This is a genomic window from Nonomuraea sp. B10E15 (genome assembly GCF_039871615.1).
Classification (GTDB): Bacteria; Actinomycetota; Actinomycetes; order Streptosporangiales; family Streptosporangiaceae; genus Nonomuraea.
Genome location: NZ_JBDPMB010000002.1, coordinates 798392 through 822552 on the forward strand (window position 1 = coordinate 798392; position 24161 = coordinate 822552).

General features: G+C 69.4%; 26 protein-coding genes. 22 read left to right on the plus strand and 4 right to left on the minus strand.

Going from position 1 to position 24161, the window contains the following annotated elements; genetic code table 11:
- The first annotated feature begins 77 nt into the window (after positions 1–77).
- The 18 genes from prfA to ABGB14_RS12675 all read left to right on the plus strand — a co-directional run bounded on the left by prfA (position 78) and on the right by ABGB14_RS12675 (position 16610).
- Positions 78–1130 carry a peptide chain release factor 1 gene (gene prfA / locus ABGB14_RS12590; protein ID WP_347643790.1) on the plus strand — a complete coding sequence of 351 codons (1053 nt, stop codon included), beginning with the start codon at positions 78–80 and terminating at the stop codon, positions 1128–1130.
- Positions 1127–1981, plus strand: a complete 855-nt coding sequence (prmC, locus tag ABGB14_RS12595; RefSeq protein ID WP_132595529.1) for a peptide chain release factor N(5)-glutamine methyltransferase — start codon at positions 1127–1129, stop codon at positions 1979–1981. Before prfA ends, prmC begins: the two co-directional genes overlap by 4 nt.
- A gap of 122 nt (positions 1982–2103) precedes the next feature.
- Entirely contained in the window at positions 2104–2751 is a 648-nt protein-coding gene (locus tag ABGB14_RS12600; RefSeq protein WP_347621765.1) for an L-threonylcarbamoyladenylate synthase, read from the plus strand.
- Between the two features lie 175 nt (positions 2752–2926).
- Positions 2927–5092 (plus strand): hypothetical protein, encoded by a 2166-nt coding sequence (locus ABGB14_RS12605; protein WP_347643791.1) that lies wholly within the window; start codon positions 2927–2929, stop codon positions 5090–5092.
- Positions 5092–5466: a hypothetical protein gene (locus ABGB14_RS12610; RefSeq protein WP_347643792.1), complete on the plus strand. Its 375-nt coding sequence runs from the start codon at positions 5092–5094 to the stop codon at positions 5464–5466. Before ABGB14_RS12605 ends, ABGB14_RS12610 begins: the two co-directional genes overlap by 1 nt.
- Positions 5467–5651: 185 nt before the next feature.
- The gene (gene glyA, locus ABGB14_RS12615) at positions 5652–6917 is read left to right on the plus strand and encodes a serine hydroxymethyltransferase (protein ID WP_347643793.1); all 1266 of its coding nucleotides are present in this window, start codon (positions 5652–5654) and stop codon (positions 6915–6917) included.
- A gap of 57 nt (positions 6918–6974) precedes the next feature.
- Positions 6975–8261 carry an MraY family glycosyltransferase gene (locus tag ABGB14_RS12620; RefSeq protein ID WP_347643794.1) on the plus strand — a complete coding sequence of 429 codons (1287 nt, stop codon included), beginning with the start codon at positions 6975–6977 and terminating at the stop codon, positions 8259–8261.
- A gap of 130 nt (positions 8262–8391) precedes the next feature.
- A complete protein-coding gene (locus ABGB14_RS12625; protein ID WP_347643795.1) occupies positions 8392–8814 on the plus strand; it encodes a hypothetical protein in 423 nt (140 codons plus the stop codon).
- Between the two features lie 119 nt (positions 8815–8933).
- Positions 8934–9095 carry an AtpZ/AtpI family protein gene (locus tag ABGB14_RS12630; protein ID WP_347621982.1) on the plus strand — a complete coding sequence of 54 codons (162 nt, stop codon included), beginning with the start codon at positions 8934–8936 and terminating at the stop codon, positions 9093–9095.
- Between the two features lie 67 nt (positions 9096–9162).
- Complete coding sequence (atpB, locus tag ABGB14_RS12635; protein ID WP_347643796.1) at positions 9163–9960, plus strand: F0F1 ATP synthase subunit A; 798 nt, start codon at positions 9163–9165, stop codon at positions 9958–9960.
- Between the two features lie 71 nt (positions 9961–10031).
- Positions 10032–10262 (plus strand): ATP synthase F0 subunit C, encoded by a 231-nt coding sequence (gene atpE, locus ABGB14_RS12640; protein WP_132595523.1) that lies wholly within the window; start codon positions 10032–10034, stop codon positions 10260–10262.
- A gap of 35 nt (positions 10263–10297) precedes the next feature.
- Positions 10298–10843, plus strand: coding sequence for a F0F1 ATP synthase subunit B (locus tag ABGB14_RS12645; RefSeq protein ID WP_201761528.1), 546 nt, complete (start codon positions 10298–10300; stop codon positions 10841–10843).
- Positions 10843–11652, plus strand: a complete 810-nt coding sequence (locus ABGB14_RS12650; RefSeq protein WP_347643797.1) for a F0F1 ATP synthase subunit delta — start codon at positions 10843–10845, stop codon at positions 11650–11652. The genes ABGB14_RS12645 and ABGB14_RS12650 overlap by 1 nt, the downstream gene beginning before the upstream one ends.
- Before the next feature lie 24 nt (positions 11653–11676).
- Complete coding sequence (gene atpA, locus ABGB14_RS12655; RefSeq protein WP_347621773.1) at positions 11677–13323, plus strand: F0F1 ATP synthase subunit alpha; 1647 nt, start codon at positions 11677–11679, stop codon at positions 13321–13323.
- A 3-nt stretch (positions 13324–13326) separates the two neighbouring features.
- Positions 13327–14229 (plus strand): F0F1 ATP synthase subunit gamma, encoded by a 903-nt coding sequence (locus ABGB14_RS12660; protein ID WP_347643798.1) that lies wholly within the window; start codon positions 13327–13329, stop codon positions 14227–14229.
- Between the two features lies 1 nt (position 14230).
- Positions 14231–15679: a F0F1 ATP synthase subunit beta gene (gene atpD / locus ABGB14_RS12665; RefSeq protein ID WP_347643799.1), complete on the plus strand. Its 1449-nt coding sequence runs from the start codon at positions 14231–14233 to the stop codon at positions 15677–15679.
- A gap of 124 nt (positions 15680–15803) precedes the next feature.
- On the plus strand, positions 15804–16205 hold the full coding sequence (locus ABGB14_RS12670) for a F0F1 ATP synthase subunit epsilon (protein WP_132331956.1): 402 nt from the start codon (positions 15804–15806) through the stop codon (positions 16203–16205).
- 27 nt (positions 16206–16232) lie between these two features.
- Complete coding sequence (locus ABGB14_RS12675) at positions 16233–16610, plus strand: DUF2550 domain-containing protein (RefSeq protein ID WP_347643800.1); 378 nt, start codon at positions 16233–16235, stop codon at positions 16608–16610.
- A 54-nt stretch (positions 16611–16664) separates the two neighbouring features.
- On the opposite strand, the gene ABGB14_RS12680 is transcribed toward ABGB14_RS12675, so the two are convergent.
- A complete protein-coding gene (locus tag ABGB14_RS12680) occupies positions 16665–17255 on the minus strand; it encodes a cob(I)yrinic acid a,c-diamide adenosyltransferase (protein ID WP_347643801.1) in 591 nt (196 codons plus the stop codon).
- Between the two features lie 130 nt (positions 17256–17385).
- On the opposite strand from ABGB14_RS12680, the gene ABGB14_RS12685 reads away from it, so the two are divergent.
- From ABGB14_RS12685 to ABGB14_RS12700, 4 genes are all read left to right on the plus strand, one after another.
- Positions 17386–18282, plus strand: coding sequence for an ATP-binding cassette domain-containing protein (locus tag ABGB14_RS12685; RefSeq protein ID WP_347643802.1), 897 nt, complete (start codon positions 17386–17388; stop codon positions 18280–18282).
- Positions 18279–19388: an ABC transporter permease gene (locus ABGB14_RS12690; RefSeq protein WP_347643803.1), complete on the plus strand. Its 1110-nt coding sequence runs from the start codon at positions 18279–18281 to the stop codon at positions 19386–19388. Before ABGB14_RS12685 ends, ABGB14_RS12690 begins: the two co-directional genes overlap by 4 nt.
- The gene (locus tag ABGB14_RS12695) at positions 19389–20540 is read left to right on the plus strand and encodes a histidine kinase (protein WP_347643804.1); all 1152 of its coding nucleotides are present in this window, start codon (positions 19389–19391) and stop codon (positions 20538–20540) included.
- Positions 20541–20619: 79 nt separating this feature from the next.
- The gene (locus ABGB14_RS12700; protein ID WP_347643805.1) at positions 20620–20937 is read left to right on the plus strand and encodes an STAS domain-containing protein; all 318 of its coding nucleotides are present in this window, start codon (positions 20620–20622) and stop codon (positions 20935–20937) included.
- Positions 20938–21062: 125 nt separating this feature from the next.
- Here ABGB14_RS12700 and ABGB14_RS12705 read toward each other — a convergent pair whose 3' ends face one another.
- From ABGB14_RS12705 to nucS, 3 genes are all read right to left on the minus strand, one after another.
- Positions 21063–21605, minus strand: coding sequence for a TetR/AcrR family transcriptional regulator (locus ABGB14_RS12705; RefSeq protein ID WP_347643806.1), 543 nt, complete (start codon positions 21603–21605; stop codon positions 21063–21065).
- A gap of 144 nt (positions 21606–21749) precedes the next feature.
- Complete coding sequence (locus ABGB14_RS12710; protein WP_347643807.1) at positions 21750–23222, minus strand: aldehyde dehydrogenase family protein; 1473 nt, start codon at positions 23220–23222, stop codon at positions 21750–21752.
- Between the two features lie 213 nt (positions 23223–23435).
- The gene (gene nucS, locus ABGB14_RS12715; RefSeq protein ID WP_347621781.1) at positions 23436–24098 is read right to left on the minus strand and encodes an endonuclease NucS; all 663 of its coding nucleotides are present in this window, start codon (positions 24096–24098) and stop codon (positions 23436–23438) included.
- Positions 24099–24161: the final 63 nt, after the last annotated feature.

A 24161-nucleotide genomic window follows, 5' to 3' on the forward strand; every position in this document is an offset into this window, starting at 1 on the left:
GCCGGCCCGGACGCACCCCGGTGCGCCGGGTCGGCGTTGTCGGTTGCGACGCCCCAACCCACGACGAAGGACGCACGGTGAATCTCGACGAGTTGCTCAAGGAGTATTCCGAGCTGGAGCTGCAGCTCGGAGATCCCGCCGTGCACGCCGACCAGCACAAGGCCCGCACCCTCGGCAGGCGCTACGCCCAGCTCACGCCGATCATCGGCACCTACCGCGAGCTCGAGTCGGTCCGCGAAGACCTGGCCGCCGCCAAAGAGCTGGCCGGTGAGGACGAGACGTTCGCCTCCGAAGCGGCCGAGCTCGAGGAGCGCGTCCCCCAGTTGGAGGAGCGGCTCAGGCACCTGCTCATCCCGCGCGATCCCAACGATGACAAGGACATCATCATGGAGATCAAGGCGGGCGAGGGCGGCGAGGAGTCCGCGCTGTTCGCGGGCGACCTGCTGCGCATGTATCTGCGCTACGCCGAGCGGCTCGGCTGGAAGACCGAGATCATCGACAACCAGCCCTCCGACCTCGGGGGCTACAAAGACGTGACCGTCGGCATCAGGGCCAAGGGCGACGAGGGGGTGTGGTCGAGGCTCAAATACGAGGGCGGCGTGCACCGCGTGCAGCGGGTGCCCGTCACCGAGTCCCAGGGCCGCATCCACACCAGCGCCGCGGGCGTGCTCGTCTACCCCGAGGCGGAGGAGGTCGACGTCCAGATCGACCCCAACGACCTGCGCGTCGACGTCTATCGCTCCAGCGGCCCAGGCGGCCAGAGCGTCAACACCACCGACTCCGCAGTCCGCATCACCCACCTGCCCACCGGCGTCGTCGTCTCGTGCCAGAACGAGAAGAGCCAGCTCCAGAACAAGGAGTCGGCCCTGCGCATCCTGCGCGCGCGGCTGCTGGCCATCGCGCAGGAGGAGGCCGACGCCGCCGCTCAGGCCGAGCGCAAGTCGCAGGTCCGCACCGTCGACCGCTCCGAGCGCGTACGCACCTACAACTTCCCGGAAAACCGCATCTCCGACCACCGGGTCGGCTTCAAGGCGTATAACCTCGACCAGGTTCTCGACGGCGAGCTCACCGCCGTCACCCAAGCCCTTATTGACGCCGAAATGGCGGAGAAGCTCGCACAACACTCATGACATTTCTGCTGGACGAGATCGCCCTGGCCACTGCCCGGCTGGCCGAGGCAGGTGTCCCCTCACCGCGCACCGACGCTGAGGAGATCGCGGCGTTCGTCCACGGCGTGCGCAGAAGCGAGCTCCACACGGTCAGGGACGCTGACTTCGACGCGCTGTTCTGGGAGGGCGTGGCGAGGCGCGAGGCCCGCGAGCCGCTGCAGCACATCACCGGCCACGCCTACTTCCGCTACCTCGAGCTGGCGGTCGGGCCCGGCGTGTTCGTGCCGCGGCCGGAGACCGAGGTGATGGCCGGCTGGGCCATCGAGACGCTGCGCGCGATGGACGTCACCGCCCCCCTGGTGGTCGACCTCGGCACCGGCTCGGGCGCGATCGCGCTCTCCATCGCCCAGGAGGTGGCGCTGGCCGAGGTCCACGCCGTGGAGGTCGACCCCGGCGCGTACACCTGGGCCAAGCGCAACATCTCCGAGCACGGCCAGGGCCGCACCCACCTGCACCCGGAAGACCTCGCGGAGGCGCTGCCCGAGCTCAACGGCAAGGTCGACCTGGTCATCTCCAACCCTCCCTACATCCCGCCCGGCGCGATCCCGCGCGACCCCGAGGTGCGCGACTACGACCCCACCCGGGCTCTCTTCGGCTCCGGCGACGACGGGCTGGGAGAGGTGCGCGCGGTGGAGCGCACGGCCCGCCGCCTGTTGCGCCCAGGCGGCTGGGTGGCCGTCGAGCACGCCGACGAGCAGGGCAGGGCCGTCTACCTGACGTTCCCCGAGGACAACGGCTGGCGTGACGTACGCCTGCGCCAGGATCTCACCAGACGGGACCGCTTCGTCACGGCCCGCCTGGGCCAGGACTAAGATGCACGCCAGCGGCCCGGCCTTCTCCCGCGCGACGAGAGAGAGCGAAGCCACCGAACGAGTTGAGGGGAGGAGGCCTCGAGAGCGCCGCTCGTAGCCGAGCGGAGCGAGGCAACGAAACCGTGGGAAGACGCTTTGACTGCTCCGACCTCGAGCAGCGGACCGAAGGCCTGACGGAGGCGGCGGCCGCCGTACGCCGTGGCGAGCTCGTGGTGCTGCCGACCGACACCGTCTACGGCCTCGGCGCCGACGCATTCACCCCGGCGGCGGTCACCGCACTGCTCGACGCCAAGGGCCGGGGCCGTGACATGCCGCCGCCGGTGCTGGTGGGCACCGTCAGGGCCGCCACAGCGCTCATAGACGACCTGGGGCCCTATGGGCAGGACCTGATAGACGCGTTCTGGCCGGGGCCGCTCACGCTCGTCTGCAAGGCCAACAGGGCCCTTTCCTGGGACCTGGGCGACACCAAGGGCACGGTGGCCGTCCGCATGCCGCTCCACCCCGTCGCCCTCGACCTGCTCAAGGAGACCGGGCCGATGGCCGTCTCCAGCGCCAACCGCTCCGGCGCGCCCGCCGCCACCACGGCAGAGGAGGCGGAGGAGCAGCTCGGAGAGTCGGTCGCCGTCTATCTCGACGCAGGCAAGACCACCGACCAGACGCCCTCCACCATCCTCGACCTCACCACGGCCGTGCCCAGGATGTTGCGGCGAGGGGCGATCCCGGTGGAGAAACTGCGCGGCATCATCGGCTACGTCGCCACCGACGACTGACGTATACCGGCTGCTTATTCCGGCTGCGGTCGCGCTCGCGCCAAATTACGGTGAGGCGCGGAGCGGCTGCCATCGAGAAACCTGCTCGCCCGACTGCCGCCCCGCTGTCGTCCCCGGCCACCGCCGTCGCGGCAGTCCACGTGGCGGGTTTCTCATCGGACGTCGGGAGTGGCCCATGGGCAAGTTCGACGGCATGGATCCCAAGCTGGTCCGTGACCTGCTGGCCGAGGCGAAACACGCGGCCGCGGAGATGCGCAAGGTCGAGGACCAGGTCCGGCTCACCATGAACCGGGCCGGGCTCTCCACCCAGACCACCCACCGTCCCGCCCAGATCGCCGACGCGGTCGACACCATGATCAAAGACGTCAACGTCCGGCTCGGGGTGCTGGAGAAGCGCGCCGATCCGCCCGGGACGGGGGCGGGGGCCGCCGACGAATCCAAGGGGGTTCGCGGGGATCGGGAGCGGTACGAGAATCCGCGCGCCGGTGACAAGACCGACGAAACCCCTCCGAAGAGGGCCGACGATCCGCCGAAGACCGGTGATGCTCCTCCGAAGTCCGCCGACGATCCGCCCAGGAGCGGTGATGCTCCGCCGAAGACGGGTGATGCTCCTCCGAAGTCCGACGATCCGCCAAGGAGCGGTGACGCTCCTCCTGAGACGGGTGACGCCCCGAAGACCGACCAGGACAGGGGGGTCGGTGAGGGCGACACCGACGTTCCGAAGGGCGGGGATGCCCCGAAGAGCGACGACGTTCCCAAGGGTGATGACGGAAAGACCTGCGAGGAGCCCCGCACAGGCGACCAGCCCGGGACAGGCGGCAGCGCGAGAGCCGGTGACGAACCCGGGACGGGTGACCAGCCGGGGACCGGTGATGACTCCCGGACGGATGACCAGCCCAGAGGGGACGGCCGGTCCGGGACCGACCCCGGCGGGAACGGCTGCGACGACGACAAAGGCACGGGCACAGGTCGGGACACGGGCACAGGTCAGGACACCGGCGCAGGGCAGGACACCGGCACGGATCGGGACGCCGGGACCGATCAGGACGCCCGGAGCGGTGATCAGCCTGTCGGCATGCCCAAGGACGACGAGCTGGACAGCAGACGTGACCGCGGTGCCGAGGCCGAGACCGGCACGAGGGACGACCCGTCCGACACTCCGGCCCAGAACGGGCAGGGCGTGAATCAACCGCAGGTCGTGGTGGTCGACGGGGTCAAGGTGTTGCAGGTGCCGCTCGACCCGCCCACCGCCGAGCAACTCGAAGACCTGCTGGAGAACACCGACAAGGTGGTCCCTGCCGAGATGCCCCGGGTGCCGGCCGACAACACCACCGCCGCCTCCGACGTCAGCGCCTGGGCGAACGACGGCGGCGACGTGGTCTCCGCCGGCACGACCCCGCCCGGCCAGGACGCGCTCAACACCGTGGTGGAGCGGCACCGCGACATCCGGCCGCTGGACATGCCGCGGGTCGAGGTTCCGGCGGGCGAATACGGCAAGGGCGAGTGGGCCGACCGCGACATCCGCCCTGACGGCCCCGCAGGCTCCGTCGACCCCGGCCGTCCGAGCACCGGCGACGCGACCCCCCCGCCGTCGGGTGACTCCGCAGGGGGCAAGGACGGCACCTGCGCTCCCGGCACCGGCGAGCAGCCGGATGGCACGGGCAGGACACCAGGCGACGCGGCTCCTGGCGACGGTGGGACGACGCCCAGCAGACCAGCGGGGGACGAACCGGGCCAAGGCACGCGTGACGGTCAGGACACGGGTGGTCGTGAGGCCGGAAACCAGGGCGACCGTGGAGCCGGTGACCCCGGTGAGCGTGAGGGTGGCGACCGAGGAACCGGTGATAAGGAGACGGGAGGCCAGGGAACCGGCAGGGGTGAGCAGGGCGAACCCGTCAGGATCCCGCCGACGAATCCCTCGGCCGACCCGCCCACCGGCACCCCGGCCGTCGCCGACTCCGACCCCGGCCGCGCAACGGGACGGGGTGACGGGGCGGCGACCGGGTACGCCGCGGAACCACGTCAAGCGGGTGCTACGGGCCCGGCCTACACGGTGCAGATCGCCTACGGCACCGAGCCCGCCTGGAGCGACCCCGCCGACGGGTCCGGACGGCGGGACGGCGGCGACGGCGGCGCTGTGGTCTCCGTGAACGTCACCCCGCCCGACCTGGACGCGCTCAGGACGGTCATCGAGCACCACAGGGACATCCAGCCCGCCGACATGCCCTCCGTCGCGGTCCCGCCGGGTGAGTACGGCGAGGGCCGGTGGACGCCCGAGGACATCAGGCCGGACGGCCCGAGCGGGTCGGTCGATCCCGGGACTCCGGAGAGGAGCGCGTGATGTACGTGGACCCGCCCGCCCCCAAGGCCAGGCAGCGCGACGAGACCCCGCCCATCAGCTCCACGGGCCCCCTGGACAACCCGCAGCGGGCCTGGGAGTTCAATCCCGACTACCAGCGCCTGGTCGTCGCATGGAACACCGTCCTGCCCCAGCTGGAGGCGCTCAGAACGGTTCTGGACAAGGCGTACGCCCTGGCCAAGAGCCCGCAGACGTGGGACGCCCCGGTGGGCGAGCGCTACGTCAAGGACATCCGTGAGTGGCGCACCAGGCTGTCGGTCTACCGGCATGCCGTGCTGACGGCGATCAGCGACGAGGCCGCCGACACGCCGAGGTGGATCCAGACGACGGCCAGCGCCCCGCACGCGTTCCAGTGACGGGGTGCGCGTCCGGTCGTTCGTCTGCCGCGGCACGCGGCCGGCGCGGACGAGCGGGCGCGCAGGACGGCTCGCTGCCCGGATCGGAAGGGCCCTCCACGCGTGGCGGGCGCATCCCTGAAAGAACGGATTCCGGGCATCACCTCTCTATGGGAGAGACGGACACCAGGTCGTACAGTGGGGAAATGGGTGCGGAACCCTACTACGGTCCCGACTTCGGGCTGCTGCGCCGGCAGGATCCCGAGCTCGCGCAGGTTCTGCTCGACGAGCTCGAACGTGTGCGCGGCGGGATCCAGCTGATCGCGAGCGAGAACTTCACCTCGCCCGCCGTCCTGGCCGTGCTGGGCTCCACGCTGACGAACAAGTACGCCGAGGGCTACCCGGGCAGGCGCTATTACGGCGGTTGCGAGGTCGTCGACCGGGCCGAGCGGCTGGCGATCGAGCGGGCGTGCCGGTTGTTCGGGGCGGAGCACGCCAATGTCCAGCCCCACTCGGGCGCCTCGGCGAACCTGGCCGCCTACGCGGCGCTCCTCCAGCCGGGTGACACCATGCTGGCCATGGCCCTGCCGCACGGCGGCCATCTCACGCATGGTTCCAAGGTGAACTTCTCGGGAAAATGGTTCGACGTCGTGTCGTACGGGGTGCGTCGTGACAGCGAACTCATCGACTACGACGAGGTGCGGGATCTGGCGCTGCGGCACCAGCCGAAGCTCATCGTGTGCGGCGCGACGGCGTACCCGAGGTTGATCGACTTCGCGGCGTTCCGCGGTATCGCGGACGAGGTGGGGGCGTGGTTGCTGGCGGACGTGGCGCATCCGATCGGGTTGATGGCGGGCGGTGCGATCCCGTCGGCGGTGCCGTACGCGGACGTCGTGACCTTCACCACGCACAAGGCGCTGCGCGGGCCGCGCGGCGGCGCCATCCTGTGCACGGGGGAACTGGCCGCCAGGATCGACCGGGCGGTGTTCCCGTTCGTCCAGGGCGGGCCGCTCATGCACGTGGTGGCGGCCAAGGCGGTGGCGTTCGGTGAGGCGATGCGGCCGGAGTTCGCCGGCTACGCCAGAAAGGTGATCGCGAACGCGCGGGCGCTGGCGGCGTCGCTGGACGCGGAGGGCATGCGGGCCGTGTCCGGAGGCACCGACACGCACCTGGCGCTGATCGACCTGCGCGGGGCGGGGGTGTCGGGTGTCGAGGCGGAGCGGAGGTGCGCGGCCGCGGGCATCACACTTAACCGCAACGTGATCCCGTACGATCCCGAGCCGGCGGCCGTGACCTCGGGGATCCGCGTCGGTACGCCGTGCGTGACGACGCAGGGCATGGAGCCGGAAGATCTGAAGGAGCTGGGGTCCCTGGTCGCCAGGGCAGTGCGCGATCCGGGCGGCGCGGAGGAGGTCAGGGCAAGGGTGACGGCCCTTCTCGCCATCCATCAGCCATATCTCAGCGAATTTTGAGCCGGTCTGTGTCGTTTTCCGGTCACAGCGGGCCGGAGCATCCGGGAAACTAGGTTCGTGCGCGAATACCTCTTCATGGCGCTCATCTCGGCAGCGGTGACCTACCTGCTGGTGCCTCTGGTGCGCCGCTTCGCCATCGCCATCGGCGCCATGCCCGAGGTTCGCGAGCGCGACGTGCACACCACGCCCACGCCCAGGCTTGGCGGCCTGGCGATGTACGGCGGCCTGGTCGTCGGGCTGCTGGTGGCCAGCAGGCTCACCCACACGGGCGCGGCCCTGGCGGAGTCCGACGGCGACGCCGTCATCGCGCTGATCGTCGCGGGCGGGCTCATCACGGTCACGGGCTTCCTCGACGACTGGTGGGGCATGGACGCCTTCGTCAAGCTCGCCGGGCAGATCGCGGCGGCCGGTGTGCTGGTCTTCTTCGACCTGCGGCTCCTCTACATCCCGCTGCCGCAGGACTGGGGCGGCTCCACCAGCCTCGACTACACGCTCAGCACCGTCATCACGATCATGGTCGTGGTCGTGACGATCAACGCGGTCAACTTCGTCGACGGGCTCGACGGCCTGGCGGCGGGGGTCGTGTGCATCGCGGGCATGGCCACCTGGGCCTACTCGATCTTCCTGGCCGAGGAGATCAGCGGGGGGCGCATCACGACGACGGCCGCCATCGCCGCCGTGCTCATCGGCGCGTGCCTGGGCTTCCTGCCGCACAACTTCCATCCGGCGAAGATCTTCATGGGCGACACGGGGGCCATGCTCATCGGCCTCGTGCTCGCCTCGTCGATCGTCACCGTGACGCCGCTCGACCCGGCGATCATCGAGGGCATGAACAAGGTGCCGGTGCTGCTGCCGCTGCTCCTGCCGGCCGCGGTGCTGGTGCTGCCGCTGGTCGACCTGATCACCGCGGTGGTGCGGCGCACCTCGCGCGGCCTGTCGCCGTTCGCGCCCGACCGCGGCCACCTGCACCACCGGCTGATGGACATCGGCCACTCGCACCGCAGGTCCGTGCTGATCATGTACGCGTGGGCGTTCCTGTTCGCCTTCGGCATCGTGGGCATGTCCACGATCGGCGTGCCGGTCCTGCTGTTCCCCGTGGTCATCGTGCTGGCGCTGGCCGTGCTGGTGCTGATGGCCCTGCCGCGCTGGCGGGGCAGGGGCGGGGCGCACTCGGTGTCGCGCGACGACCCCGACGACGACGGTCCGCCCACGGGGCCGATGCCGCCGATCCCGCCCGAGCCCGAGGTCAGGCGGCGGATGCCGCCGCCGGGAGGCGGCTCGCCGCAGGGCCGCTCGACGGCCGAGGGCAATCCGGTCATTCCTGCCCATCCAGGGCGTTCGTGATCGCGAACTAGAAACGGCAGGTAAAAGCGGTCTTCCGTGAGCTTGTGATATCTTTCACGAGCAGGGACTCCAGACGCACCGGTTCTGGAGGTAGCAAACGCTCGCTTGACAACAGGCTGATGGAGCACCGATGCAGGCCAATGACGTGCGCGTCCTCAAAAGCGCCGCGATTCCGACCTTCGTGGTTGGGGTGGTCGCCGTGCTGGTCGCCTTCCTGGCGGCGGGCGGCAAGGGCGCGCTCGGCGCGGCCATGGGCGCCCTGCTCGTCGGGATCTTCTTCAGCGTCAGCGTCGTCGTGGTGTCCTACGCCGCCCGGGTCTCCCCGCAGATGATGGCGATCGCCGCGATGGTGAGCTATCTCGTCAAGGTCCTGGCCATCATGGCCGTGCTGTCGGCCTTCCGCGACACCACGGCCTGGAACACCCAGGCATTCGCGTGGTCCGTGGTGGTCTGCACCCTCGTGTGGACGGGCTTCGAGGTCCGCGCCTTCATGAAGACCAAGATGCTTTACGTCGACCCCGAGGCCGGAGTTCCGGGAAAGGGCGACGCATGACGCTCTTGCCTGGACGGGGTCCGATATGACTAGTCCGCTGTTCGCCTGCTATCGTCGGGCCCGCGATGAGCGCACAGGAACGCCGACCCGAAGAAGACGGTCGCGACTTCGCCGACGCCATGTGGTCAGTCCCCAGTTCTCTACTCGCCGGGATGGCCATCTACGGTGGCCTCGGATGGTTGCTGGACCGGTGGTTGGACATGTCCGCGTTCTTCCCCATAGGCGTTGTCCTGGGGGTTGTGCTCGGCGGCTACCTGGTCTACCGGAAGTTCGGTCGCTAGCCCGGAGCAGCAACCGCTTCGCTGAGGAAACTCTTGTGATCCACTACGACGTTGAAGGGAACGCCGCGTGAATGCGCTGACGGTCCTCGCTCCCGCTGGCGATCAATTCGGGGCGCCGACGCCAGACGAGTTGTTCAACCTGCCTCCCATCATCCCCGGGGTCTACTGGTTCACCAAGCCGGTGCTGCTGGCCGCCATCAGCGCCATCCTCGTGGTCGGCGTGTGCTGGGCGGCCTTCGCCAAGCCCAAGCTCGTGCCGAGGGGCGTCCAGAACGCCGTCGAGCTCGGCTACATGTTCGTCCGCGACCAGGTCGCCCGGCCCTTCCTGGGCAAGGACGCAGACCGGTGGATGGGCCTGCTGGTCAGCGTGTTCTTCCTGGTGCTGGTCTGGAACCTCATGGGCGTCGTCCCGGTGCTCCAGTTCCCCGTCGCCTCGCACATCGCGTTCCCGGCCGTGCTGGCCCTCCTGATCTACGGCCTCAAGGTCTACCTGGGCATCAAGCACCAGGGCGGCATCGGTTACTTCAAGAACATGATGTTCCCGCCCGGCCTGCCGAAGCCGATCTACTTCCTGCTGGCCCCGATCGAGTTCCTGTCGAACATGATCATCGCGCCCTTCACGCACGCGGTGCGACTGTTCGCGAACATGTTCGCGGGCCACATGCTGCTGGCCTTCTTCAGCATGGTGGGCTTCTGGTTCCTGTTCGAGAATCTGACCCCGCTCGGCGCGCCCGTCGGCGTCGTGGGTGTGGTGATGACCATCCTGCTCACGGGCCTGGAGATCTTCATCCAGTATCTGCAGGCGTTCCTCTTCGCGATGCTGGCCGCGATGTACATCGGCGGCTCCCTGCACCCCGATCACTGAGAACCACAGACCGGATTTGTCCAGACCGGTGAGACTCCGCTTCACCGGCCGTCCAGTAAAGGAAAACAGCAATGAGCGTTCTCGCTGAGGTCTCCGGCAACGTCACCGCCATCGGTTACGGTCTCGCCGCCATCGGCCCCGGCATCGGCGTCGGCATCATCTTCGGTCAGGGCGTGCAGGCCATCGCGCGCCAGCCCGAGGCCTACGGCCTGATCCGCCAGAACATGCTCCTCGGCTTCGTCCTCACCGAGGCCCTCGCCCTGATCGGCCTGGTCGCACCGTTCATCTTCCAGGCCATCTGACGGTCCCCACCTGACGAAAGGCTGCATCCATGACTATGGCAGCTACGCTCCTCGCGCAGGAGGAGGGCGCCAACCCCCTCATCCCGCACACGTACGAGCTCGTCGTCGGCATCTTCTCCTTCCTCGTCGTCCTCTTCGTCGTCGGCCGGATCCTCGTCCCGCGCATCCAGAAGACGCTGGCCGAGCGCACGGACGCGATCGAGGGCGGCATCAAGAGGGCGGAAGAAGCGCAGGCCCAGGCGCAGGTCCTGCAGCAGGAATACCGCGACCAGCTGGCCGAGGCCAGGCAGGAGGCGGCCAGGCTGCGCGAGGAGGCTCGCGAGCAGGCCGCGCAGATCAAGGCGGAGCTCCGCGAGGAGGCCCAGGCCGAGGCCCGGCGTCTCGTCGAGGCCGCGCACGCGCAGATCGAGGCGGACCGCCAGGCGGCCTTCGCCCAGCTCCGCGCTGAGATCGGCCGCCTGTCGACCGACCTGGCCGGCCGCATCGTCGGCGAGTCCCTCGAGGACGAAGCCCGGCAGAGCCGCATCGTCGACCGGTTCCTCGACGAGCTGGAAAGCTCCAACGCGCAGGCGGTGCGTTAATGAGGGGCCTGAGCAGGGCGTCGCTGGCCGAGGTCGAGGAGCGGTTCAACGCGGTCGCCGGCAGTGCCGACCTCGGCACGCTCTCCGACGAGTTGTTCGCGGTCGCGGATCTGCTCGACCGCGAGCACGGCCTGCGGCGTGCCCTGTCCGACCCGTCCAGGCCGGGCGAGCAGAAGGCGGCCACGATCCGCTCGCTGCTCGACGGCAAGATCAGCGAGGCGGCGCTCGCCACCGCCGAGACCGCGGTCTCGGCACGGTGGTCGCGCGCCGGCGACCTGGCCGACGTGCTCGAACGGCTCGGCGTCGCCGCCGCGGCCGCGGAGGCGGAGGGCCAGTCACGGCTCGACGAGGTGGAGGACGAGCTCTTCCGCTTCGGCCGCATCGTCGCCGCCAACCCGGAGCTGCGCCGGGCACTCACCGACGCGGGAGCGCCGGAGGCCGGCAAGCAGGAGCTGCTGAGCCGGCTGCTCGACGGCAAGGTCGCCCCCACGAGCCTGCGCCTGATCAGCCAGCTGGTGCTGCACCCGCGTGGGCGTAGCCTGGAGTCGGGCCTGGAAGAGGTCGGTCACCTCGTGGCTGAGCAGCGCCGGCGCCTCGTGGCGGTGGTGCGCACGGCGGTCGAGCTGACCGACGCGCAGCGCGAGCGCCTCATGGCGTGGCTGCGCACCTCCTACGGCCGTGACGTGCACCTGAACGTCGAGGTGGACAAGCGAGTGCTCGGTGGGTTCTCGGTCCGCATCGGCGACGAGATCATCGACACCACCATTGTGGGACGAATCGAAGAAGTCCGCCGCCGGTTGGCCGGCTAAGGCGAATAGGGAGACAGAGTAGAGATGGCGGAGCTTACGATCCGGCCGGACGAGATCCGGGACGCGCTTGAGCGCTTCGTCCAGGCGTACGAACCGGAAGGCGCCGCGCGCGAGGAGATCGGGACCGTCGTCGACGCCGGCGACGGCATTGCCCATGTCTCCGGCCTTCCCTCGGCGATGGCGAACGAGCTGCTCGAGTTCGAGGGTGGCACGCGCGGTCTGGCACTTAACCTCGACACCCGCGAGATCGGTGCCGTTATTCTGGGCGACTTCAGCGGCATCGAGGAGGGCCAGACAGTCCGCAGGACGGGCGAGGTCCTGTCCGTGCCCGTCGGCGACGACTTCCTCGGCCGCGTGGTCGACCCCCTGGGCAACCCGCTCGACGGCAAGGGCGCCATCCAGGCCGAGGGCACCCGTGCCCTCGAGCTGCAGGCCCCCTCGGTCGTCCAGCGGCAGCCGGTGAAGCAGCCGCTGCAGACCGGCATCAAGGCGATCGACGCCATGACGCCGATCGGCCGCGGCCAGCGCCAGCTGATCATCGGTGACCGCGGCACCGGCAAGACGGCGATCGCGGTCGACACGATCCTCAACCAGCGCGAGGCCTGGGCGTCCGGCGACCCCGAGAAGCAGGTGCGCTGCGTCTACGTCGCGGTCGGCCAGAAGGGCTCGACGATCGCGCAGGTCAAGGCCCGCCTGGAGGAGGCCGGCGCGCTCGAGTACACCACGATCGTGGCCGCCCCCGCCTCCGACCCGGCCGGCTACAAATACCTTGCCCCGTACACCGGCTCGGCCATCGGCCAGCACTGGATGTACCAGGGCAAGCACGTTCTGATCGTCTTCGACGACCTGACCAAGCAGGCCGACGCCTACCGCGCCGTGTCCCTGCTGCTGCGTCGCCCCCCGGGCCGCGAGGCCTTCCCCGGCGACGTCTTCTACCTGCACTCCAGGCTCCTGGAGCGCTGCGCCAAGCTCTCCGACGACATGGGCGGCGGCTCGATGACGGGTCTGCCGGTCATCGAGACCAAGGGCAACGACGTGTCGGCGTTCATCCCGACCAACGTCATCTCCATCACCGACGGCCAGTGCTTCCTCGAGACGGACCTGTTCAACGCGGGTGTGCGCCCGGCCATCAACGTCGGCATCTCGGTGTCCCGAGTCGGTGGTTCCGCGCAGGTCAAGGCCATGCGCAAGGTCGCGGGCACGCTGAAGCTGTCGCTGTCGCAGTATCGCGACCTGGAGGCCTTCGCGGCGTTCGCGTCCGACCTCGACGCGGCCTCCAAGGCCCAGCTCGAACGCGGCCAGCGCCTGGTGGAGCTGCTCAAGCAGCCCCAGTACGAACCGTTCCCCGTCGAGCGGCAGGTCGTGTCGGTGTGGGCCGGCACCACGGGCGAGCTCGACGAGGTGCCGGTCGACGACGTGCGGCGTTTCGAGACGGAGTTCCTCGACTTCCTGCAGTCCTCGCACAAGGGCATCCTCGACACCATCCGCGAGACCAACGAGCTCACCGACGACACGGTGACCTCGCTCAAGGACGCCATCACGGAGTTCAAGAAGGGCTTCACCACCTCCTCGGGCGAGCTGCTGGTCAAGGACGAGCCGGTGGCGCCGCTGGAGGCCGAAGAGGTCGGCCAGGAGAAGATCAAGAAGGTCGTCCGTCGGGCGGAGAAGTAGGTCATGGGTGCCCAGCTAAGGCTGCTGCGGCGGCGGATAAACTCGGTCAAGTCGACCGCGAAGATCACGCGTGCCCAGGAGCTCATCGCCTCTTCACGGATCGTGAGGGCGCAGCAGCGGATGCAGGCGGCGCTGCCGTACGAGCGTGAGATCACTCGCGCCGTCACCGGCGTCGTCAGCAACGCGGCCAGCGTCGACCATCCGCTGACCGTGGCGAAGGACAACCCCGAGAGGGCGGGTGTCCTCATCGTCACCAGCGACAGCGGGTTCTGCGGCGGCTTCAACGCCAACGTCCTGCGCGAGGCCGAGGCCCTGCGCGGGTTGCTGGAGGGCCGCGGCCTCGACGTCGTGCCGTTCGTCACCGGGCGCAAGGGTGTCACCTGGCACACCTTCCGCCAGCGCGAGATGGGCGGCCAGTGGGTCGGCTTCTCCAGGAAGCCGGCCTACGCCGACGCCAAGGAGATCGCGCAGACGCTGATCGACTCGTTCAAGGACGACAACGGGATCGACGAGATCCACATCGTCTCGACCGAGTTCGTCTCCATGCTGACCCAGAACGTCGTGGTCAAGCGGATCCTGCCGCTCGAGGTCGAGGAGACCGAGGCGACCGAGTCCACCGCGATCCCGCCCTACTTCGAGTTCGAGCCGACCGCGGGTGACGTTCTCGAGACGCTGCTGCCGCGTTACGTCGAGTCCCGGATCTTCACGGCGCTGCTGCAGTCGGCGGCCTCCGAGGAGGCAGCGCGGCGGCGCGCGATGAAGTCCGCGACCGACAACGCCAACGAGCTGATGCGGCTGCTCACCCAGGAGATGAACCAGGCTCGCCAGGCGGAGATCACCCAGGAAATCAGCGAGATCGTCGGTGGCGCCAACGCGCTCGCTGACGCCGCAGCGGGGAAAGAGTGAAATGACTGCAGAGGCTGTTGAAACTGTGGAAGCCGCGGCGGCCGGCACAGGCCGCGTGGCACGTGTCACCGGCGCGGTCGTCGACGTGGAGTTCCCCGTCGACGCGATGCCCGAGATCTACAACGCGCTCAAGGTCGAGGTGACCCTCGGCAGCGAGACCAGGACCCTGACCCTCGAGGTGGCCCAGCACCTGGGCGACAACCTCGTGCGCGCCATCTCCATGCAGCCCACCGACGGCATGGTCCGCGGCCAGGCGGTGCAGGACACCGGCGGCCCGATCTCGGTGCCGGTCGGCGACGTCGTCAAGGGCCACGTGTGGAACGCGCTGGGCGAGACGCTCGACGTGCCCACCGCGTCGCTCAAGGTCGAGGAGCGGTGGGGCATCCACCGTCCCTCCCCGGCGTTCGACCAGCTCGAGTCCCGCACCGAGCTGCTCGTCACCGGCATCAAGGTCATCGACCTGCTCACCCCCTACGTGCAGGGTGGGAAGATCGGCCTGTTCGGCGGCGCCGGCGTGGGCAAGACGGTGCTCATCCAGGAGATGATCCGCCGCGTCGCCCGTAACTTCGGCGGCACCTCGTGCTTCGCCGGTGTCGGCGAGCGCACCCGTGAGGGCAACGACCTCTGGCTGGAGATGGAGGAGGCGGACGTCCTCAAGGACACCGCGCTCGTCTTCGGCCAGATGGACGAGCCGCCGGGCACCCGTCTGCGCGTGGCTCTGTCGGCGCTGACCATGGCCGAATACTTCCGTGACGTGCAGAAGCAGGACGTGTTGCTCTTCATCGACAACATCTTCCGCTTCACGCAGGCCGGTTCGGAGGTCTCGACCCTGCTCGGCCGTATGCCGTCCGCCGTGGGTTACCAGCCCACGCTGGCCGACGAGATGGGTGTGCTCCAGGAGCGCATCACCTCGACGCGCGGTCACTCGATCACCTCCATGCAGGCGATCTACGTGCCCGCCGACGACATCACCGACCCTGCCCCGCACAACGCGTTCGCGCACCTCGACGCGCAGACCGTGCTCTCCCGGCCGATCTCGGAGAAGGGCATCTACCCCGCGGTGGACCCGCTCGACTCCTCCTCCCGGATCCTCGACCCGCAGATCCTGGGCGAGGAGCACTACCGGGTCGCCCAGGAGACCAAGCGGATCCTGCAGAAGTACCGCGAGCTCCAGGACATCATCGCGATCCTCGGTATCGACGAGCTGTCCGAGGAGGACAAGGTCACCGTGCAGCGGGCCCGCCGCATCGAGCGGTTCCTGTCGCACCCGATGTACGCCGCCGAGGCGTTCACCGGCCAGCCGGGCGAGACCGTCCCGCTGGACGAGACCATCGCCTCCTTCAAGGGCCTGTGCGCGGGTGAGTACGACCACCTCCCCGAGCAGGCGTTCTTCATGGTCGGTGGTATCGAGCAGGCCGTGGCCAAGGCCAAGGAACTCGAGCGCCGCTAAATCGCCCCAGTCGAAGGGCTTCGAGCCCGGACCTACCTAAAGGGCGAGTTCTGCGAGCCCGGACCTACGGTGGTGGTACGGCCGCCCGCCGTGCCACCACCTGATCGGAAAGGAACCTACACAAGTGGCGAAGCTACGCGTAGGGGTTGTCTCACCCGAGCGTGAGATCTGGTCGGGCGAGGCCGACATGGTGATTGCCAAGACCGTGGACGGCGAGATCGGTATTATGCCGCAACACGCACCTGTGCTCGGCGTCCTCGTCGAGGGCGGCGTGCTGCGCATCAAACGGGAAGGCGAGGGCGATCTCGCGGCGGCCGTGCACGGAGGCTTCATCTCCGTGGCCGACGACGAGGTGTCCGTGCTCGCCGAGGTGGCCGAGCTCGGTTCCGAGGTCGACGTCGCGGCTGCCCGTGACGCTCTCGACCGGGCCCAGGCCTCGATCGAGGCCAACCAGGAAGACGCCGACGCGGCGATCGAGGCCAAGCGCGCCAGGGCTCGGCTCCGCGCGGCGGGCGAAGAGGTTTAATATTCCCAACGGGGCGCAGGGGGCGGCATGATGGCGACGGTTGTGATTGTCCTGGTGCTGTTCGCCGCCCTCGTGGTCCTGCGCTGGGTCATGCTGACCCGCTCGCGCGGGAGCGTGCCCTGTCGTCTGCGGGTGGGGGAGCCCTGGCAGAGCGGCGTAGCCCGCTACGCCGACGGGGAGCTCCACTGGATCCCGCTTCTGGGTGTGCGACTGAGGCCGCGCCACGCTATCGCGAGGCGCGGCCTCGTCGTTTCTCCCCGCCGCGAGATCGAGGGCGGGATGTTCGCGGTGGATCTCAGCGGGAGCACGCGCGGCGTGTCCATCGCGATGAGCGCCGACGCGCTGACGGGCTTCCTCGCCTGGCTGGAGTCGGCGCCGCCGAGCGCCTACCTCGACGTCGCCTGACCTCGGCTCGGCGCCCCAGCGCCTCTTCAACGCCGCGGCGGCCGACGGTCGCGTTCAGCGGGTGCCGCCGGGTTTCCAGAGGATCTCGTTGCCAGCGTGGGCGACCCGGCAGGCGATGAAGAGCAGGTCGGACAGCCGGTTGAGGTATTTCGCCGTCAGCACGTTCATGTCGTCGTGCGCCTGGAGCGCGGCCCAGGCCGTGCGCTCGGCTCTGCGCACCGTGACCCTGGCGACGTGCAGGGCCGCCGTGGCGGGATCGCCGCCGGGCAGGATGAAGCTGCGCAGCGGCTTGAGTCCGGCGTTGAAGCGGTCGCACTGCGTCTCCAGCCAGTCGATGTACGACTGCTCCACCCGCAGCGGCGGGAAGTCGGGTTTCGCCACGACCGGCGTGGCCAGGTCGGCCCCCAGGTCGAAGAGTTCGTTCTGGACGCGTACGAGCACCTCCACCAGGTCGGCGGTCAGGGTGCCGTGCGAGAGCGCGACCCCGAGGTGGGCGTTGGCCTCCTCCACGTCGGCGTAGGCCGCGAGCCGCAGGTCGGTCTTCGGGGCGGGGCTCATGTCGCTCAGCGTGGTGGTGCCGTCGTCGCCCGTGCGGGTGTAGATGCGGGAGAGGACGACCGGCTTGTCCTTGTCGGCGCGCGTCATGCCCCCAGCGTACTCGTGACAAATGTCATCGGAATGGGCCGCGAAGTCCATATGGCGCCTGTGATTTCGGCGACTGGCTCGATGAAACGGGTGAAAGCCATGATTGACCCATGATGAAGGAGATGACCTGATGCTCGAGATCAACGAGCTGCGCAAACGTTTCGCGGGCGGCCCCGGCTCCCCAGCGACCAAGATCGCCTTGGACGGGATCAGCTTCACCGTACGGCCGGGCGAGATGTTCGGGTTCGTCGGTGCGAACGGCGCGGGCAAGACCACGACGATGCGCATCGTGATGGGCGTGCTCCAGGCGGACTCCGGCTCGGTGGCCCTGAGGGGCGCGCCGCTCTCGCCAGACGACCGCCGGCGCTTCGGCTACATGCCGGAGGAGCGCGGTCTGTACCAGAAGATGCGGGTCGCCGAACAGATCGAGTACTTCGGCCGCCTGCACGGGATGAGCACGACGGTCGCCACGAAGGCCACCGACGACCTGCTGGAGCAGCTCGGGCTGACCGAGCGCAGGAACGACGCGGTGCAGGCCCTGTCATTGGGCAACCAGCAGCGGGTGCAACTCGCCGTGGCCCTGGTGCACGACCCCGAGCTGCTCATCCTGGACGAGCCGTTCTCCGGGCTCGACCCGATCGCGGTCGACGCGCTGGCCACGGTGCTGCAGGAGCGGTGCAGGGGAGGCGTGCCGGTGATCTTCTCCAGCCACCAGCTGGAGCTGGTGGAGCGGCTGTGCGACTCCGTGGGCATCGTCTCGGCCGGGCGGATGGTCGCCGCGGGCGCCGTGGCCGACCTGCGGGCGGCGGAGCGGAACGAGCTGCGCGTGGTCGTCAGGAACCCCGCGCCGGGCTGGGCGGACGGCCTGCCGGGCACGGTCACCGTCGACGGCGACCGGCACACCCTGCGCACCTCCGGCGGCGACGACCAGGAGATCCTGCGTCGCGCCGTGAAGGCGGGGCGGGTCGAACACTTCGGGGCCGAGCAGCCGAGCCTCACCGAGATCTTCAAGGAGGCCGTGGCGTGAACGGACTGATGCTGGTCGCCCGCAGGGAGGTCGCGACGCAGGTGCGGACGAAGGGGTTCATCATCGGCCTGCTCATCACGGCGGTGCTGGTGGCGGCGGCCTCGTTCGCTCCCAAGGTGCTGGGCGGTGAGGACTCCTACACGCTGGGCACCGTCAACTCCCAGCAGCTCCCGCTGCAGGCCGCCGCGCCCGACACGAAGTTCGAGTGGCGGGCGTTCCCCGACGAGGGCGCGGCGAGGCAGGCGGTGCTCGACGGCGACGTGGACGCGGTGCTGGTCAACGGGTCGAAGGTGCTGACGGACGGGGAGATCGACGGGCAGCTCGGCGTGCTGCTGCAGAGCGTGAACCGCGAGGTCAAGCTCGGCGCCGCAGGCGTGTCCATCCCGCCGCTGCAGATGCAGTCGGTGGGCGCCGACACGCGCTACGAAGGCGCGCGCACCGGCATCGCCGTGGTGCTCGTCCTCGTGCTCTTCACCCTCGTCATAGGCCAGGTCATGATGGTCGCCATGGGCGTGGTGGAGGAGAAGGGCAGCAGGATCGTGGAGATCCTGCTCTCCGCCGTACGGCCGTGGCAGCTGCTCGGCGGCAAGATCGTGGGGCTGGGCGTGCTCGGCCTGATCAACCTGGTCACCATCCTGGTCGTCGGGCTCGGCGCGGCGATGGCCTCGGGCATCGCCACCGACTTCCCGCCCGGCATCCCCGGCCTGGTGGCCGGCGTGCTGGTCTGGTTCGTGCTCGGCTACGCCTTCTTCGCGGCGCTGGCGGCGGCCTTCGGGTCGCTGGTCTCGCGGCAGGAGGAGGTGGGCTCGGTCCTGACGCCGCTGACCATGCTCATCATGATCACGTACTTCGTCGCCTTCTACGCCACCAACGACGCGACGGGCACGCTGGCCACGGTCGTGTCGTACATCCCGCCGTTCTCGTCCATGGTCATGCCGGTGCGGATGGCCGCGACCGAGGTGCCGCTGTGGCAGGTGGGCGCGTCCACGGCGGCGATGATCCTGGCCGTGCTCGCGGTGCTGGCCTTCGGGGCCAAGATCTACGAGCGCGCGGTGCTCCGGACGGGTGCCCGGCTCAAACTCGGCGACGTGCTGCGCACGAAGTAGATGGATCCGATCAGGCGGGCGCGGCGCCTCACCTGGGTGATGATCACCTCGGGCCTGCTGACGATGTGGGTCCTCATCGTCGCCTCGTCCGTGGCCGCGCACGTGGAGGGTACGTTCTCGTGGTGGCGGGCCGTTCCGGCGCTGATCGCCGCCGGCGGCCTCACCTGGCTCTACCCGCGCATGGCCGACGCGATCCTGGACCGCCGCTACCCCACCAGGCAGGTGGTGGTGGCGGCGGTTCTCGCGTTGGTCGCGGCGGGAGCGGGCGGGGCGGACCCGGCCGGATGGGGCTTCGTACTCGTGGCCTGGCTGGGGATCGCCATGCTCGGCGTCTCCATCCGCACGCTCGTCCTGCAGATGCTCGGGACCTGGGCCGCAGGCGTCACGCTGGGTCTTGCGCCGGGAGCCATGGCCCTCGACGTGCCCACCGATCGGGAATTCTTCTATTGCGCCCTGCTCTACGGCCTCTGGTGCGTCGTCCTGCCGCCGTCAGGCCGGGTCTGGCTGCTGATCTGGAGGCTGGCCGTGGAGGCCCACGAGGGCCGTGACGCGCACACGCGGCTGGTTGTGGCCGAGGAGCGCCTGCGCTTCTCCAGGGACCTGCACGACCTCGTGGGGCACCAGCTGTCCGCCATCGCGGTCAAGACCGAACTGGCCGTACGGCTCTCGGACAAGGACGCCGGCGCGGCGAAGGCCGAGATGGCGGAGGTCAACACGCTGACCAGGAAGGCGCTCAAGGAGCTGCGCCAGGCGGTGCGCGGCTACCGCGAGCTCGATCTGGCCGCCGAGCTGAACAGCGTCGAAGGCGTGCTCGAAGCGGCGGGGGTCCGCTCCGAGACGCGCCTCCCCTACCGCGAGCTGCCGGAAGGGGTGGCGCCGGTGTTCGCCTACGCGGTCCGCGAGGCGGTGACCAACGTGCTCAAGCACAGCGCCGCGACATTCTGCCGCATCACGATCCGCTTCACCGATGAGGAGGCGGAGCTGGAGGTGCGCAACGACGGGGCGGTCGAGCGCCAGAGCGAGGACCTGGGGAGCGGCCTGGCGGGCCTGAGGGAGCGGCTGGCCGCCGCAGGTGGGAAGGTGAGCGCCCAGCCGACAGGTGATGGCGAGTTCGTGCTGAACGCAGTCGTGTCACTTCCGATACGTGGGTAGGAGAGTTTTGCGGGGAGTTTCATCCGGCGAGGTTCGCGATGGCCGGTGACCTGCCCGTAGGCGTGACTGAGGAGGTGACATGCGCGTCCGGGGGAATCCGAGAGCCCAGGTGGTGCGGATAGGGACCCGGCTTGACGCCGGGACGTCGGCCGGGGTGCGCGAGCGCCTGCACAAAGCTCTCGACACCGGCGAAGGCGACCTGATCCTCGATCTCTCCAAGCTGGAGATGATCGACGCGACCGGTCTCGGGGTGCTCGTGGGAGCGCATCGGCGCGCGTTGAGCGTGCAACGTCGCCTCGTTCTTCGGGGGGTGCCCCCGCGGATCATGCGGATACTCGCGGTGACCCGGCTGAATCGGGTGCTGCACGTGGAGGTTCCCGCCGCCGCGGTGGCCTGAGGTGACATATCGGAGCGGGCGACGATCAGCCGTCGCCCGCTCTTTCTTGGCTTAGACAAAAAGCCGATTACGGCTGTCCGTGATACCGCTCCGAATCCTCGTTGAAAAGCGATGGTTATGCGGAGTCAGCCGGAGCCGAGGCTGCGGTAGAAGATGTGCACGGCGACGGCGACGAGTTCGTCGATCTCCGGTTGATCCTCGGAGAGCAGCCATTCGATGAGCAACTCTTGGAGCGCGCCAATGACACCCAGCGCCACCAAGCGCCGATTGGACGGGGCGGCCTGCGGGAAATCGGCGGACGCCTCCTCCACGAGCCGGGCGAACGACTCGATCGCGCGCTGGCGCGACATGGCCAGCACATCCCCTGACCTGCGCACCTCGACGTGCATGATGCGGGCCCGGCGCCAGTCGGCGGTGGCGAACTCGACATACGCGCGGATCCCCGCCTCCACCCGGCCCGCCAGCGTGCCGGGCGCCTCCTGTAACGCCTTGGCCACGATGGCCAGAGTTTCCTCCACGCAGCGTTCGTGCAACGCCTGAAGGAGCTCTTCGCGGCCGCCGAAACATTCGTAGAAGGCCCGGTTGGAGATCCTCGCCTCCGAGCACAACCTTTCGATGGTCGTCGCCGCGAAACCCGGTTTCGCGTATAGCGTGTACGCGGCCGTCATCAGCCGCTCTCGTCTGTCCGCCAGCCTTTGCTCAGCCGACATTCCCCGGTAAGACCGGTTCACATTCCACCCGTCCAACATGATCGTGGCCCCCAGAGCACACAATTATGGACGGATGATCGGTTCTGGGAAAGAGCGCGGCGATTATCTCTTACGTCGCCCGTGCAAGAACGTGACAAGCCTGATCAGCCGCTCAAGTTCCGCGGGCCCCCGGGAGAACGACGTCAGGTTCATCCCGGGCATCGCGAAGCGCTGCCGGGAGATCGCCTTGGGCCTGGCGAACTCGCGCAGGCCGTCGGCTCCGTGGATCCGGCCGAACCCCGAATCGCCCATCCCGCCGAACGGCAGCGCCGGAACCCCGGCGAACGAGATCACCGAGTTGATGGCGGTCATCCCCGTGCGCATCCTCCTGGCCAGGTCCGTCGCCCGCCGCGCGTTCCTGGAGAACACCGTGCCGCCCAGCCCGTAGGCCGAGGCGTTGGCCAGTTCCAGCGCCTCGTGCGCGTCACGGGTGCGCCGCACGGTGATGGTCGGCCCGAACGTCTCCTCCCGCACCGCGGGGGAGTCCTCCGGCACGTCCTCCACGATCACCGGATCGACGTACGGCGCCCGCACCGAGCCGGTGCCGCCGGCCACCACGCGCCCCGCCTTGGCGGCGTCGTCGATGTGCCGCCTGATGATGTCCACCTGACCGGGCATCGTGATCGGGCCGTAGTGCTCGCCCGCCCGCACCCCGGCCACCCGCTCGGACAACTCGCGCATGAAGCCGTCATAGACGGCGTCGACGACGTAGACACGTTCGACGCCCACGCACGTCTGGCCCGCGTTGGACATCGCGCCCCACAGGCAGGCGTCCGCCGCCGCCCGCAGGTCGGCGTCGGCGTCCACGATGAACGCGTCCTTGCCGCCGCACTCGGCCACGATCGGCGTGAGGTTCTCGGCGCAGGCCGCCATGACGCGCTTCGCCGTGGCGGTCGAGCCGGTGAACGCCACCTTCTTCACCCTCGGGTCAGCGGCCAGCGCCGCCCCCGTCTCGCCCAGCCCCGTCACGGTCTGCAGCACCGGGTGCTCAGGAACGGACTCCCCGAACAGCTCCGCCAGCCGCACGCCGATGCCGGGAGTGAGCTCGCTCGGCTTGAACACGACCGCGTTGCCGGCGGCGAGCGCGTAGGCGATGGAACCCATCGGGGTGAAGACCGGGTAGTTCCACGGGCCGATCACGCCGACCACGCCCAGCGGCAGGTATTCGAGGGTGGCGGTCAGGTTGAGGCCGATCATGCCGGTGGCGACCCGGCGGCGGCCCAGCACCTTCGCCGCGTTGCGGGCGGCCCAGTCGAGGTGCGTGACGGCGAGGACGAGCTCCAGCGTGGCGTCGCCGACCGGCTTGCCCGTCTCCTCGTGGACCAGCTTGGCGAGAGCCCTGAGCTCCCGGGTCACGACCGCCTTGTAGTCGAGCAGCCGCCGCCTCCGCTCGGCCGCCCCGATCGCGGCCCACCACCGCGCGGCCTCCTCCGCCCGCCCCACCGCCTGGTGCACGGCCTCGGGGGCCTGGTTGGGGTGACTGCCGACGATCTCGCCGGTCGCCGGATTGAGTGAGTCGAACGTCAGCGTCGCCATGGCGTCACCATAAACCGCCCATCCTCCGCTTACCACGGCCCCCACCCACGCCGGAATGCTCTTGAGGGGAATGCCGGTGAGAAGATCACCACTTACCGGGCCCACAGGGCGCGCCGTAGCGGCGGGCCACCACTGAAGGGTCAGAAGCCGTTCCCCTGGAAGGCCGTCAGCCGGAGTGTGGCGGGTGGCTGGCCTCCGCGGAGCCGTAAAGGATCAAAAAAGGGTCGGATTCTCGGGTTGGATGCCGCGCAGGGCGTCGTAGTCGAGGGTGACGCAGGTGATGCCGCGGTCGGAGGCGAGGACGCGGGCCTGGGGTTTGATCTCCTGGGCGGCGAAGACACCGCGCACGGGCGACAGCAGCGGGTCGCGGTTGAGCAGCTCGAGGTAGCGGGTGAGCTGCTCGACGCCGTCGATCTCCCCCCGGCGCTTGATCTCGACGGCCACCGTCGCCCCGTGCCCGTCGCGGCACAGGATGTCGACGGGGCCGATCGCCGTCATGTATTCGCGCCGGATCAGCGAATAGCCGTCGCCCAGCGTGGTGATGTGCTCGGCGAGCAGCTCCTGCAGGTGGGCCTCAACGCCGTCTTTGATCAGCCCGGGGTCGACGCCCAGCTCGTGGCTGGAGTCGTGGAGGATCTCCGCCATGGTGAGGACGAGCTTCTCGCCGGTCTTGCCGTGCGTGACCGTCCAGGTCTCGCCGTCCTCTTTGAGCTTGCACGGCGGGTTCATCCAGTTGAGCGGCTTGAACGCGCGGTCGTCGGCGTGAATGCTCACGCTGCCGTCCGCTTTGATCAGCACAAGTCTCGGCGCCATCGGCAGGTGCGCCGTGAGCCGTCCGACATAATCCACGCTGCACCGCGCGATGACCAACCGCATGACGCCCCACCTTAGCGGCTCTGGAAAACTGGTCGCATGGCGTTCGAACGGGTGGGAGCGGCG

Coding starts and splice junctions, on each gene's coding strand:
- prmC (WP_132595529.1), top strand. CDS start 1,127: ATGACATTTCTGCTGGACGAGATCGCCCTGGCCACTGCCCGGCTGGCC.
- ABGB14_RS12605 (WP_347643791.1), top strand. CDS start 2,927: ATGGGCAAGTTCGACGGCATGGATCCCAAGCTGGTCCGTGACCTGCTG.
- ABGB14_RS12610 (WP_347643792.1), top strand. CDS start 5,092: ATGTACGTGGACCCGCCCGCCCCCAAGGCCAGGCAGCGCGACGAGACC.
- glyA (WP_347643793.1), top strand. CDS start 5,652: ATGGGTGCGGAACCCTACTACGGTCCCGACTTCGGGCTGCTGCGCCGG.
- ABGB14_RS12625 (WP_347643795.1), top strand. CDS start 8,392: ATGCAGGCCAATGACGTGCGCGTCCTCAAAAGCGCCGCGATTCCGACC.
- ABGB14_RS12630 (WP_347621982.1), top strand. CDS start 8,934: ATGTGGTCAGTCCCCAGTTCTCTACTCGCCGGGATGGCCATCTACGGT.
- atpE (WP_132595523.1), top strand. CDS start 10,032: ATGAGCGTTCTCGCTGAGGTCTCCGGCAACGTCACCGCCATCGGTTAC.
- ABGB14_RS12645 (WP_201761528.1), top strand. CDS start 10,298: ATGGCAGCTACGCTCCTCGCGCAGGAGGAGGGCGCCAACCCCCTCATC.
- ABGB14_RS12650 (WP_347643797.1), top strand. CDS start 10,843: ATGAGGGGCCTGAGCAGGGCGTCGCTGGCCGAGGTCGAGGAGCGGTTC.
- atpA (WP_347621773.1), top strand. CDS start 11,677: ATGGCGGAGCTTACGATCCGGCCGGACGAGATCCGGGACGCGCTTGAG.
- ABGB14_RS12660 (WP_347643798.1), top strand. CDS start 13,327: ATGGGTGCCCAGCTAAGGCTGCTGCGGCGGCGGATAAACTCGGTCAAG.
- atpD (WP_347643799.1), top strand. CDS start 14,231: ATGACTGCAGAGGCTGTTGAAACTGTGGAAGCCGCGGCGGCCGGCACA.
- ABGB14_RS12675 (WP_347643800.1), top strand. CDS start 16,233: ATGATGGCGACGGTTGTGATTGTCCTGGTGCTGTTCGCCGCCCTCGTG.
- ABGB14_RS12680 (WP_347643801.1), bottom strand. CDS start 17,255: ATGACGCGCGCCGACAAGGACAAGCCGGTCGTCCTCTCCCGCATCTAC.
- ABGB14_RS12685 (WP_347643802.1), top strand. CDS start 17,386: ATGCTCGAGATCAACGAGCTGCGCAAACGTTTCGCGGGCGGCCCCGGC.
- ABGB14_RS12695 (WP_347643804.1), top strand. CDS start 19,389: ATGGATCCGATCAGGCGGGCGCGGCGCCTCACCTGGGTGATGATCACC.
- ABGB14_RS12700 (WP_347643805.1), top strand. CDS start 20,620: ATGCGCGTCCGGGGGAATCCGAGAGCCCAGGTGGTGCGGATAGGGACC.
- ABGB14_RS12705 (WP_347643806.1), bottom strand. CDS start 21,605: ATGACGGCCGCGTACACGCTATACGCGAAACCGGGTTTCGCGGCGACG.
- ABGB14_RS12710 (WP_347643807.1), bottom strand. CDS start 23,222: ATGGCGACGCTGACGTTCGACTCACTCAATCCGGCGACCGGCGAGATC.
- nucS (WP_347621781.1), bottom strand. CDS start 24,098: ATGCGGTTGGTCATCGCGCGGTGCAGCGTGGATTATGTCGGACGGCTC.